Origin of the sequence: Amycolatopsis sp. NPDC004169, assembly GCF_040610315.1 — a bacterium.
GTDB lineage: Bacteria > Actinomycetota > Actinomycetes > Mycobacteriales > Pseudonocardiaceae > Amycolatopsis.
Genome location: NZ_JBEXMD010000062.1, coordinates 30,921 through 42,925, shown reverse-complemented (window position 1 = coordinate 42,925; position 12,005 = coordinate 30,921). Strand labels below are relative to the sequence as shown.

Here is a 12,005-nt window from a genome sequence, read left to right as displayed (position 1 = left end):
CCGCCGCGGCGCCGGGCCCCGCGGGGCGGGGCTCCCCCTCGGCGGGGGGGCCCCCGCCCCCGCCCCCCCCCCGGGCGCGGGCCGCCGATTCACCTGTTGGACGCGATGAAATACACGACGACCCCGATCAACGCGAGGACTTCGCTCAGCACGAACGTCGAATACCCCATCGTCTGCAGTTTCCCGCGCGCTTCCGGCTGGCGCGCGGTTCCGTTGATGACCGCCGCGAAGATCAGGCCGACGCCGATTCCGGGGCCGATCGCCCCGAGGCCGTAGCCGATCGCCGCGAGGCCGGGGTTGATGTCGACCACCTGGGCCAGAACAGTGTCACTCATGGACATTCCCCTTCACATCGGTCCACGCGCACGCTCGCGTGGAATTGCGGGCTCGTGCGTCACACCGGACATGGAACAGGGCTGAGCGAAGACGCCGGAAACCGGAGAAGATCGTTCGCTTCGGGGCGGATTTCGCCGGCCGGGCGGGATTGTCGGTAATCGAGTGGTCCGATCACAACCAGGATATCACGGGAATTCCGGACCCGCCGCCGGGCAATCGGACGGGCGGTCCGCCGCCCGGTCCGTCCGGTCCGCCCTGTCCATTGTGGCCGCCCCGGGGCCGCTCACACCTCCGAAGGCAGGCCGCCCACCTGTGCACGCAGCGTGCTCACGACATCACCGGGCCGGGCGGCGAATGGCGGGCCGGGCATCCGGCCCCGGAAGAAGGAGCACGCGGGTGGCAACCCGGTTGGCACGGACCCGACTCGCGCGGGCCTTGTTTCGAAACTTAGCCGCCGCGGGCACAGATCCCGGACAAACCCGGACGGCCCCCGAAACCGCCGATTTTATTAGCCCGGCGAAAACCCGAATGATCTTTGCGTTTTCCTCGCCGGACCGGCCCCCGCCACCCCGCCGGACAAGGCGCCCGAGCCCGCCGCAAGAGCGACCAGGAGCACCCTCGACCGCCGGGCCAGGCGGGGTTTCCGGCGTAATGGCCCCCTCGCCGCCCGTGCAACCGGCAGGGTGGCCAGCACCACCCGCGGGGACCCTACCAGCGAAGATCGAGAGCGGCGGCCGGAGTGCTGACACCACCATTAATGGTGGTGCTAACACCACCATGCCAGCGATGTCCGAATACATCGCGAGTCAAACCGTCCACCAGGTGATACTACTGACGAGTTCAGCGTTTCACTGGTCCGAACGGAGGTACCTAAGCCACCTGCCCTCTGCCACTATCTTGCGCAAAATACATCTTCGGATGGTCCGGCCGATGCGTCGCGGGCTGCCCGAATCTGGGGGTCGATCAAAGTGGAAATCGAACTACTAGGCGCCATGGAAATAAGATCGAACGGGAGAATTTATTCGATACGCGCAAAGAAAGTGCGGACGCTGCTGGCGATGATGGCACTGTCACCGGGCCGCCCGGTGTCGTACGAGCAGCTCGCGGACGAGCTGTGGGGTCCGCGGTCGCTCGCCAACTCCCGCAACGCCCTGCAGGCCAACATCGCCCGGCTCCGGCGGTTGTTCAAGCCGATCACCGACGCGAGCGGGGAGGAGGTCGTCCGGACCACCTACAGCGGCTACCAGCTGGAAGTGGCCGCGGAATCGATCGACTCGCACCGGTTCCTCGAACTCGCGCGGCGCGGGACGTCCCTGGTCGCCTCCGCTCCGCAGGAAGCCACCGGGCTCCTCCGGGAAGCACTGCTGCAGTGGCGGGGGCCGGCCCTGATGGACGTGCAGGAGGGGGCACGGTGCCGGGCCGCGGCCACGCACCTGAACGAGCGGCGGCTGGCCGTGCAGGAGGACCTCATCGCCGCGCGGCTGGCGGTGGGGCAGCACCACGACATCGTGCACGAGCTGCGCCAGCTGGCCACCGAGAACCCGGGCCGCGAGCGGCTCAGCGAACTGCTGATGCTCGCCCTCTACCGCACCGGCCAGCAGAGCGAGGCGCTCTCGGTGTTCCACCACACCAGCAAGTGGCTCGGCAGTGAGCTCGGCCTGTCACCCGGCCGCGCGCTGCGGCAGCTGTACCAGGCCATCCTGGTCCAGGACTGCATGCTCGACTGAACAACCGGTTCTCCTTCGCAGCGGGGACGGCGCGATGTTCGCCGTCCCCGCTGTCGTTTCCCTGTCACGGACACGGTCCGGGCTCATCCACTCTCCTTCCGTGATCGACCGGCCATGATCATGGCCCATCCGGATGACGGACGGCTGACACTTCACCGACGCCGGCCTTCGTCAGCGGTCGGTCACCGCGCGGTCATCTGCGCTGGCTAGTTTCCCGGCGAGGCCGAAGTTCGTCCGAAAACGCCCACGGGAGCAGTCATGACAGCGGCAGTGTCCGAGCGCAGGGAACAGATCCGCGCGATCGTCCGCGAGCACCTCGAACTCGAGGACAGCGAACTTTCCGAGACGAGCAACTTCATCGAGGACCACGAAGCCGACTCCCTCACGCTGATGGACGTGCTCGCGGCGCTGGAGAAGAAGTTCGGCGTCACGATCGACCAGGCGCAGTTCCGCCGGATGACCGACCTGAACAGCGCCTACGACGTCGTCGCGGAATCCGCGGGCTGGTAAGAGCGATGAGCGAACAGTCTTCCACCGCACCCGGGCGCCGGGTGGTGATCACCGGCTGCGGGGTGGTTTCCAGCCTGGGCACCGGCATCGACGAGTTCACGGCGGCGCTGCGCGCCGGGCGCAGCAACGTCCGGCCGATCAGCGTCTTCGACACGACCGGGTTCGAGCACACGAACGGCTGCGAGGTCATCGGGTTCGAGCCCGAGCGCTGGATCCGCAACGTCGATGTCGATTCGCTCGGCCGGGCCAGCCGGTTCTCCACCGCCGCCGCCCGGCTGGCGGTGGCGGACTCCGGCATCGACCTCGACGTGCTCCGCGAGGCGCGCTGCCTGCTGTCGGTCGGCACGACCGACGGCGAGTCGCACGAGCTCGACAGCATGGTCTCGCTGGAGATCGCGGGCGGGCCGGAGGCGATGAGCCCGCGGCTGGCCCGGCGCACGTCGGCCGGCCGGCTCGCCACCTCGATCGCCCACGAGCTGCGGCTGTCCAATGTGGAGGTCGGCAGCATCGCGACGGCCTGTTCGGCCGGCAACTACGCGATCGGCCACTCGTTCGACGCGATCCGGCTCGGGGAAGCCGACTTCGCGTTGTGCGGTGGCGCGGACGCCGTCTGCCGCAAGACGTTCACCTCCTTCTACCGGCTGCGCAGCATCGCGCCGGACTGCTGCCGCCCGTTCGACAAGAACCGGCAGGGCATCCTGACCGGCGAGGGCGCCGGCATCCTGATGCTGGAGAGCCTGGAGTCGGCCACCGCGCGCGGCGCCCGGATCTACGGCGAGGTGCTCGGCTACGGCCTGTCCTGCGACGCCCACCACCCGGTGGCCCCGCACCAGGGCGGCATCGCCCGCTGCATGGAGCTGGCGCTGGCCAACGCGGGTGTCAAGCCCGCCGAGGTCGACCTGATCTCCGCGCACGGCACCGGGACCCACGCCAACGACAAGACCGAGGCCGCGGCGATCCGCGAGCTGTTCGGCGACGACACGCCCCGCGTGGTGTCGATGAAGTCGATGCTCGGCCACTCCATGGGCGCGGCCAGTGCGCTGGCCGCGATCGGCTGCTCGGTCGCCATCACCGAGGGGTTCATCCCGCCGACCATCAACCACGTCGAGACCGACCCCGAGTGCGCCGTCGACTGCGTGCCCAACGTGGCGGTCGAGGCGGACCTGCGGATCGTGCAGAACAACGGCTGGGCCTTCGGCGGCAACAACTCGGTCGTGCTGATCGGCCGCTACGACGGACCGCGGGAGGCGGTGGCATGAGTACCGCGACCCCGGCCGCGCCGGTGATCTCGGCCTGGACGGCGATCTCGCCGTTCGGCCACGACCGCAGCTCCTTCGCCGACGGCGTCCGCACCCGGACGTCGCCGGTGTCCACACTGGACGCGCAGCGCTGGACCCGCGGGCCCGGCGAGTCGGCGGCCACCGTTCCCGGCTTCGAGCCCCGGGAGTTCCTCGGCTCGAAGGGCACCCGGGCGATGAACCGGGTCAGCGGGCTGGCCGTCGCCGCGGCGAAGCACCTGCTCGCCGACATCGGCGTCGAGCCGGGCGACGAGCGCGACGACATCGGGTTCGTGCTCGGCACCACGACCGGCAGCGTGCAGAGCATGATGGACCTGACCCGCGCGTCGCTGACCGGCGACAAGCCCGACCACGTCGAGCCGGCCGCGGTGCCCGGCTGCGTGATGAACTGCGCCGCCGGGCAGGCCGCGATCTGGCACGGGCTCAAGGGCCCGAACGCGACGATCGCCGCGGGCCGGACCACCGGCCCGCACGCGCTGAACTACGCGCGGCGGCTGCTGCGGACCGGCCGGGCCACCCGGGTGCTCTGCGGCGCCGCCGAGGAGTACTCCCCCGCCCGCGCCTGGGTCGAGCACCACCGCCGCGGCGGTGGCGACCCGGTCGTCATCGGCGAGGGCTGCGCGATGTTCCTGCTCGAACCCGCGGAGCTGCGGCCGCCCGGCCGCCGGGTGCTGGGCACCCTGGAGGGGTTCGAGTCCCGGGTGTGCCTCGACGGCGACCTCGCCGGGACGGTCACCGTCGCGGTGCGGGCACTGCTCGCCTCCGCCGGGGTCGCGCCCGAGCAGGTGTGGGCGGCGACCGGTAGCGGCTTCACCGACGCCGGCGGGCAGCCGGTCGAGGCGGTGGCGCTGCGGGGGCTGTTCGGCGACGCGGCCGTCGACCGGGTGCCGTCGGCGGACCTGCTCGGGGACACGGCGTCGGCGAGCGCGATGTTCCAGCTCGCCGCCGTCCTCAGCGTCGCCGAGTCCGCCGGGAGGGCCGGTGCCGACCACACGGTCGTCACCACCTGCGACGACGACGGTTCGGTGGCGTGCACGCTGCTGCGGCTCGGGGAGCCCGCCGCATGAGCGAGCCCAAGGTCGCCCTGGTCAGCGGCGGCTCGCGCGGCATCGGCCGCGCGGTCGTGCTGAGCCTCGCCGAAAGCGGCCACGACATCGCCTTCTGCTACCGCTCGGACGAGCAGTCCGCCGACGTGCTCGCCAAGGAGGTGCACGAGCTCGGGCGGCGCGCGGTCGCGACGCGGGTCGACGTCACCGACCGGGAAGCGGCCGGGGAGTGGGTGGCCCGCACGGCCGTCGACCTCGGTGTCCCGGACACCGTGGTGACGTCGGCGGGCATCACGCGCGACGGCGCGTTCGTCACGATGACCGAGGACCGCTGGACGGACGTGCTGCGGACCAACCTCGACGGCGTCTACAACGTCTGCCAGCCCGCCGTGTTCCTGATGCTCAAGCAGCGCCGCGGCAGCGTCGTCACGCTGTCTTCGGTGTCGGGGGTGCACGGCAACCCGACGCAGGTGAACTACTCGGCGTCCAAGAGCGGCGTCATCGGCTTCGCCAAGGCGCTGGCCAAGGAGGTCGGCCGGTTCGGCATCCGGGTCAACGCGGTCGCGCCGGGCCTGATCGAGACCGACATGACCGCGCAGATGACGGACAAGGCCCGCGAGAAGCTGCGCGCGGCCATCCCGCTGGGCCGGTTCGGCACCGCCGGGGAGGTCGCCGACCTGGTGGCCTACCTGGCGTCGGACCGCGCCGCCTACATCACCGGAAGCGTATTCGAGATCGACGGCGGCCTGGTCGTCTGAGGGGGAGGTCCACAGTGGACTCCGATGGGAACACCGGCAGCACGAACTTCATCGCCCGGCTGAAGACGGCCGCGCTCGGCTCGGCCGAGCACCCGTTCGTCTTCCTCGGCAACTTCGAGGTTGAGGAGCTGTGGGCGGCCGACGAGCTCGGCCTGCCGCGGGTGTCCGCCGCGGGCAGCACCGCGGTGGTCAACAGCATGGACGAGTTCGCGCTGCTGCTGGGCGGCAAGGGCGACCACGTCGTGCTGAAGCACGCGCCCGACCCGGACTACCACCGCTACCTGCTCGACCTCGGTTTCGAGCTGCCGGAGGTGCACGTCGTCGCGGCACCGGACCCGGCGCGCAACGTCACCCAGGACGCGCTCGCCGATCCCGCGCTCGTCGCGGCGCTCGCCGAGCTGGCCACCGACGGCGCGCACCTGCTGCCGCACGGCGCGTCCGCCGTCGAGGAGGAACTGGCGGCCCGCACCGGCGTTCCGCTCGCCACCCCGCCCGCCGCGCTCTGCAAGGCCGTCAACAGCAAGGTCTACAGCAGGCAGCTGGCCGACGAGCTCGGCCTGCGGCAGCCGGCGGGCTGGGTCTGCGACACGCCCGCGCAGCTGGCCGAGGCGGTCCCCGAGGCCGCGAAGGTGCTCGTCGACGGCGGCACGGTCGTGGTGAAGGAGGCGTTCGGCGTGTCCGGGAAGGGCATCGCCGTCGTGAACAGCGAGCAGCGGCTGCTGCGCCTGCAGCGGATGGTCGAACGGTCGGCGCAGAAGGCGGGCCGCGACCGGATCGCGCTGGTCACCGAGACCTGGGTCGAGAAGCGCGCCGACCTGAACTACCAGTTCACGGTGGGCCGGGACGGCTCGGTGCGGTTCGACTTCGTCAAGGAGGCCATCACCGAGCACGGTGTCCACAAGGGACACCGGATGCCCGCCCGGCTCGACGAGGGCCAGCACCGGGTGATCCGGGACGCGGCGGACGCGCTCGGCGCCCGGCTGGCGCGGGACGGCTACTACGGCGTCGTCGGCGTCGACGCGCTGGTCGAACCGGACGGCGGCATCTTCCCGGTGCTGGAGATCAACGCCCGCAACAACATGTCGACCTACCAGGTACCGCTGCAGGAGCGGTTCGTGCCCGAGGGCGCCGTCGCGATGGCGCGGCACTACCCGGTGCGCCTGGCCGCTCCCCTGCCCTTCGCGCGGCTGCGCGAGACGCTCGGCGACCTGCTGTTCGCCGGGTCCGGGAGCGGCCTGCTGGTCAACAACTTCGCCACGGTCAACGCGGGCGCCGGCGTCGCCGCCGCGGGCGAACCGTTCGCCGGCCGCCTCTACGGCGTGCTCATCGGCCCGTCGGTGGCCACGCTCGACGAGCTCGACCGCCGGATCACCGGCCGCATCGCCACCCTCGCCGCGGAATGACCGCGGCCCCACCGCCTCAGGAGACAGCCAGCATGAGCACCAGCACGTCCGTCCCGGAGTTCGCCGTGATCTCCGGGGCGCAGGTCCACGATGTCCTCGGTGGCCAGGAAAAGCTCGTCATCGACCTGATCGAGTCGGCCTACCGCCTGCACGGGGCGGGTGACACGGTCAACCCGCCGTCGTACTTCCTGCGCTTCCCCGACCGGCCGTCCTCGCGGATCATCGCGCTGCCGGCCTCGGTCGGCGGCGACATCGCGGTCGACGGGCTCAAGTGGATCTCGAGCTTCCCGGAGAACGTCGCGAGCGGGCTGCCGCGCGCGTCGGCGATCCTCGTCCTCAACGACCGGCGGACCGGCTATCCCCTGGCCTGCCTGGAAAGCTCCATCATCAGCGCCACCCGCACCGCCGCGTCGGCCGCGCTCGCCGCCGACTGGCTGACCCGGGACCGCGCCCGGCCCGCCCGGCTCGGCATCGTCGGCACCGGCCTGATCGCCCGGTACATCCACACCTACCTGGCCGCCGGGGGCTGGAGCTTCGACGACGTCGGCGTGTTCGACCTGAGCACCGCGCACGCCGAAGGGTTCCGCGGCTACCTGAGCGCGGCCGGGCAGCCGTCGGTCACCGTGCACGAGTCCGCGGAGGACCTGATCCGCGCGAGCGACCTGGTCGTGTTCGCGACCGTCGCCGGGGAGCCGCACGTCCACGACCCGGCGTGGTTCGACCACAACCCGCTGGTCCTGCACGTCTCGCTGCGCGACCTTTCGCCCGAGGTGATCCTGGCGTCGACCAACGTCGTCGACGACGTCGAGCACTGCCTGAAGGCGAACACTTCGGTGCACCTGGCCGAGCAGCGGACCGGCGACCGGGACTTCCTGTCCGGGACGCTGTACGACGTGATGACCGGGAACGCGGCGCTGCCGAAGGACCGGCCGCTGGTCTTCTCGCCGTTCGGGCTCGGGGTGCTCGACCTCGCCGTCGGCAAGCACGTCTACGACCAGCTGCAGACGTCCGGCGACCTGCGGACCGTGGCCGAGTTCTTCTTCGAACTCGACCGGTACGGCAAGCGCTGAGGAGGAGCCCGGCGTGCCGATCATCACCGCCCCGCAGGACTTCAACACCGACGACCTGTTCGTCGACCTCCGCCGGTTCGCCGGCCACCCGCTCTTCCTCAAGTGCGAAGGCTTCAACTTCGCCGGCTCGATCAAGATCAAGGCGGCCCGCTCGATGGTCGCCGCGGCCGAGCGCCGCGGCGAACTGCGGCCCGGCTCGACGCTCGTGGAGAGCTCGTCCGGCAACCTCGGCGTGGCGCTGAGCCTCGTCGCCGCCAGCTCCGGCTATCGGTTCGTGTGCGTCACCGATTCCCGGTGCACGCTCGGCGCCCGGCAGCTGATGGAAACGCTCGGCGCGGAGGTCCGCATCGTCACCGAGCCGCACCCGGAGCACGGCCTGCTGGGCGCGCGCATCGAGCTGGTGAAGCGGCTGTGCGCCGAGCACGGCCACGTCTGGCTCAACCAGTACGAAAACGCCGGGAACTGGCGCGCCCACTACGAAACGACCGGCCCGCAGATCGCCGCGGCCTTCCCCGACGCGGACGTCGTCTTCATCGGGGCGGGCACCACCGGCACGCTCATGGGCTGCGCCCGGTACCTGCGCGAGCACCGGCCGGGCACCCGGGTGGTCGCGATCGACACGGTCGGCTCGGTCACCTTCGGCACGCCACCGGCCCGCCGGATGATCCCCGGGCTGGGCACCGGGATCCGGCCGCCGATGCTGGACACCGGGTACGTGGACGACGTCGTCCACGTCGAAGAAGCCGACACCGTGCGCACCTGCCGGGCGCTCACCCGCGAAGGGTTCTGCTTCGGCGGTTCCACCGGGACCGTGGTGAGCGGCGCCCTGAGCTGGCTTTCCGGGCACGACGACGCCGGCACGGCGGTGGCGATCGCGCCCGATCTCGGCGACCGCTACCTCGACACCGTCTACCACGACCAGTGGGTGGCGGACCTCTACGGCGAAGACCTGCTCGAGGACGACGTCCCCGCCGCCGGGGTTCGCGCTCTGTGATCCCCCACACACGGCCTAGCACCACCGCGGATCCGGGACTCACACCCCGTGAACGAACGGTCACGGCTCACTAGACTCGAACACATGCGCGGATGGCACCGACCGCGAACGCCGCCATGCCCATCGGGTCGAAGGGGACGATCGTGAAGCCTTCACTGGCCGTCCGCGCCTCCTGCTGGTCCGCCGGCCACGCCGGCGTGGTGATCGGCCTCTGGCTGGTCTTCGTGGCGTTGGCCCAGCTGCCGGGGCTCAGCGGCGGCCACCGGCTCGGCGAGGGCTCGCTGTCCGACCCCGACGTGGCGGCGAACTGGTGGCCGGTGGTCGCCGCGCCGGTCGCGGTGCTGCTGACGGTGCCGTTCTCCCGGCTGCTGCTGCTCGTGTCCGCGCTGTTCACCAGCGTGGTCACGGCGGCGTCGGCGGCGCTGCTCGACACGGTCTCGGAATCCGTCACGATGGCGCCGCGCACCGGGAACGCGGCGCTGCTGGTCGTGATCACCGTTGCGGTGCAGCACATGCTGTTCACCTTCTGCCGCCGCCGGGAAGCACTGGCGAGCGGGAACGACTCGGCGCGGGCCGCGCGGATCGTCGCGAGCACGGCGGGCAACGCCGCCCTGGTCTCCGGCAGCGGCGTGGCCGCGGCGCTGACCGCGGTGGCGCTCGCCGGCGCGGCGGACGTGCTACCGCTGGCCACCGCGGTCCTGGTGGCGGTGCTGACGGCGACCGTCGCCGCGCTGAGCCTGCTGCCCGCCCTCAACGACCGGGTGCTCACCACGCCGCGGGAGCTGCCGCCGCAGCCGGCCGCGCGGCTGAAGGTCAGCGACCTGCCCCGGTTCGTCCGGCCCACGGCGATCGCGGTGGGAGTCGGTTCGCTCGGCGCGGCCGCGGTCTACGGGGCGGTGCGCGTGTTCTCCCCCGGCTGCGCGGCCTGCCGGCCACTGGCCGCCGACCTGGACGCCGGCGGGGTGACGACGATGCTGGTGGTCCTCGCACTGGCCACGCTCGTCGCCTACCGGCGGCCGGTGGTGGCGCTGGCGACGTTCCTGCTGAACGGTTTCGCAGTTCTCGCGGGGCTGGGGATGCTGGCGGTGTTCGTCGACCCGCTGCCCGGCTGGGCGCCGATGGTCCTGGTGGTCGTGCTGCTGGTGCCGGCGAACCACCTGCAGGTCTACCTGCTGCACCGGCTGCGCAGTGAGACCCTGGCGGGGATGTCCCGCCGCAACACGGTGGCACACGCGTGCCGCCGGGCCTGGTCGGCCTCCGGCGGCGCGCTGCTGGTGACGGTGGTGATGTGGCTGGTCTGGGGCATGACGGAGAGCGGCGACGTCCGCGAGTTCGCACTGGCGACCGCGGTGATCCTGGTCGCCGACACCCTGGTGGTCCGGTTCCTCCTGCTGCCGCGGCTGGCGGTGCTGGGAGGCCGGACGAACTGGTGGCGGGTCCGAGGCCCGAAGAACACCCGCTGACCCGAGTCCCGCCTTCGATCACGCGAGTTGCGTCTTCGAGCACGCGAGTTCCGGGCCCCATCACGCCGGTTCCGGCCCGGGGCTCACGCGCGCGATGCCGCCGCCGGAAGTTCCGGCAGCGGCACCACTTCCGATCGTCCGGATCCGCCGGGGTGCCGGACGGACCGAAAGCCGGTCAGGGGCCCGAAGGGCGCCCGGTCAAGTCGAGGAACACTTCGTCGAGCGTCGGGCGCCGCAACGCGAAGTCCGTGTACTCCACGCCGGCGTCGCGCAGGGCCGCGGCCGCGGCCGCCACTCCCCCCGCCGTGTCCGGCAGCTCGACCGCGATGCTCCGCTTGCGCTCGTCCACCGACACCGGCGAACTCGAAACAAGGGTCAGCGCCGACACCGCGGGTTCGAGCCACTTCTGCTCGGCCACCGCCACCTCGAGCCGCTCCGCGCCGATCTTGCGCTTGAGCTCGTCCGCCGTGCCCTCCGCGATCACGCGGCCGTGGTCGATCACCACGATGTGGTCGGCGAGGTAGTCCGCCTCCTCGAGGTACTGCGTCGTGAGCAGGACCGTCACGCCCTCGTCGACCAGGCCGCGCACGATCCCCCACAGCGTGCTGCGGCTCGCCGGGTCGAGGCCGGTCGTCGGCTCGTCGAGGAACAGCACCGACGGGCGGCCGATCAGGCAGGTCGCCAGGTCGAGCCGCCGCCGCATGCCGCCCGAGTACGTGCCGACCGCGCGGTCGGCCGCGTCGGTCAGGTCGAACCTCTCCAGCAGCTCGGTGGCCCGCTTGCGGGCGCCGCGCCGTCCGAGGTGCAGCAGCGTGCCGAGCAGCTGGAGGTTCTGGCGGCCGGTGAGCAGCTCGTCGACCGCGGCGTACTGGCCGACGAGGCCGATCCGGCGCTGCACCTCCTTCGCCTGCGTGGCCACGTCGAAGCCGGCGACCCTGGCGGTGCCGCCGTCCGGGCGCAGCAGGGTCGCGAGGACGCGGACCGTGGTGGTCTTGCCCGCGCCGTTGGGGCCGAGCAGGCCCAGCACCGAGCCCGCGGGCACCCGCAGGTCGATGCCGGACAGGGCCTGGTGGTCACCGAAACCCTTGCGCAGCCCGGTGACTTCGATGGCCGCTGCGCGGTCGAGCGCGTCGCTCGCCATCAGACGGCGTCCCGCAGGCTCTTCGGGCGCAGGTCCGGCCAGGTGGCCTCGACGTGGGCGATCGCCTCCGCGCGGGAACTGTCCCCCAGCGCGATGTCCCACCCCGGTGGGACCGCGGCGAACACCGGCCAGATGCTGCGTTCTTCCTCGGCGTTGACCAGGACGAGGAACCGGCCGTTCTCGTCGTCGAATGGACTCGTCACTTCACATCTCCGTGTGTCTCGGGCGGCTTGTGTCATGGTGTTCGGCGGGGCTGACG

General features: G+C 71.7%; 12 protein-coding genes. 9 read left to right on the top strand and 3 right to left on the bottom strand.

Annotation, left to right across the window (positions count from 1 at the left end; translation table 11 throughout):
- Positions 1–89: 89 nt before the first annotated feature.
- Positions 90–335, bottom strand: coding sequence for an ATP F0F1 synthase subunit C (locus ABZX11_RS44485; protein ID WP_176176706.1), 246 nt, complete (start codon positions 333–335; stop codon positions 90–92).
- Between the two features lie 1,041 nt (positions 336–1,376).
- Here ABZX11_RS44485 and ABZX11_RS44480 point away from each other — a divergent pair.
- The 9 genes from ABZX11_RS44480 (at position 1,377) to ABZX11_RS44440 (ending at position 10,605) form a co-directional block, all read left to right on the top strand.
- Complete coding sequence (locus tag ABZX11_RS44480) at positions 1,377–2,063, top strand: AfsR/SARP family transcriptional regulator (RefSeq protein ID WP_254897298.1); 687 nt, start codon at positions 1,377–1,379, stop codon at positions 2,061–2,063.
- 258 nt (positions 2,064–2,321) lie between these two features.
- Positions 2,322–2,573, top strand: coding sequence for an acyl carrier protein (locus ABZX11_RS44475; protein WP_033262382.1), 252 nt, complete (start codon positions 2,322–2,324; stop codon positions 2,571–2,573).
- Between the two features lie 5 nt (positions 2,574–2,578).
- The gene (locus tag ABZX11_RS44470; RefSeq protein ID WP_354924741.1) at positions 2,579–3,832 is read left to right on the top strand and encodes a beta-ketoacyl-[acyl-carrier-protein] synthase family protein; all 1,254 of its coding nucleotides are present in this window, start codon (positions 2,579–2,581) and stop codon (positions 3,830–3,832) included.
- A complete protein-coding gene (locus ABZX11_RS44465) occupies positions 3,829–4,938 on the top strand; it encodes a beta-ketoacyl synthase N-terminal-like domain-containing protein (RefSeq protein ID WP_354924739.1) in 1,110 nt (369 codons plus the stop codon). Before ABZX11_RS44470 ends, ABZX11_RS44465 begins: the two co-directional genes overlap by 4 nt.
- Positions 4,935–5,675 carry a 3-oxoacyl-[acyl-carrier-protein] reductase gene (gene fabG / locus ABZX11_RS44460; RefSeq protein ID WP_176176703.1) on the top strand — a complete coding sequence of 247 codons (741 nt, stop codon included), beginning with the start codon at positions 4,935–4,937 and terminating at the stop codon, positions 5,673–5,675. The genes ABZX11_RS44465 and fabG overlap by 4 nt, the downstream gene beginning before the upstream one ends.
- Positions 5,676–5,689: 14 nt before the next feature.
- A complete protein-coding gene (locus tag ABZX11_RS44455; RefSeq protein ID WP_354924737.1) occupies positions 5,690–7,078 on the top strand; it encodes an ATP-grasp domain-containing protein in 1,389 nt (462 codons plus the stop codon).
- Positions 7,079–7,110: 32 nt separating this feature from the next.
- Positions 7,111–8,148, top strand: coding sequence for a 2,3-diaminopropionate biosynthesis protein SbnB (sbnB, locus tag ABZX11_RS44450; protein WP_354924735.1), 1,038 nt, complete (start codon positions 7,111–7,113; stop codon positions 8,146–8,148).
- A gap of 13 nt (positions 8,149–8,161) precedes the next feature.
- Positions 8,162–9,142: a 2,3-diaminopropionate biosynthesis protein SbnA gene (gene sbnA / locus ABZX11_RS44445; protein ID WP_354924733.1), complete on the top strand. Its 981-nt coding sequence runs from the start codon at positions 8,162–8,164 to the stop codon at positions 9,140–9,142.
- A 143-nt stretch (positions 9,143–9,285) separates the two neighbouring features.
- Positions 9,286–10,605 (top strand): MMPL family transporter, encoded by a 1,320-nt coding sequence (locus ABZX11_RS44440; protein WP_354924731.1) that lies wholly within the window; start codon positions 9,286–9,288, stop codon positions 10,603–10,605.
- Positions 10,606–10,780: 175 nt separating this feature from the next.
- Here ABZX11_RS44440 and ABZX11_RS44435 read toward each other — a convergent pair whose 3' ends face one another.
- Positions 10,781–11,746 carry an ATP-binding cassette domain-containing protein gene (locus tag ABZX11_RS44435; protein ID WP_354924729.1) on the bottom strand — a complete coding sequence of 322 codons (966 nt, stop codon included), beginning with the start codon at positions 11,744–11,746 and terminating at the stop codon, positions 10,781–10,783.
- On the bottom strand, positions 11,746–11,949 hold the full coding sequence (locus tag ABZX11_RS44430) for an MbtH family protein (protein WP_254897297.1): 204 nt from the start codon (positions 11,947–11,949) through the stop codon (positions 11,746–11,748). The genes ABZX11_RS44435 and ABZX11_RS44430 overlap by 1 nt, the downstream gene beginning before the upstream one ends.
- Between the last annotated feature and the right edge of the window lie 56 nt (positions 11,950–12,005).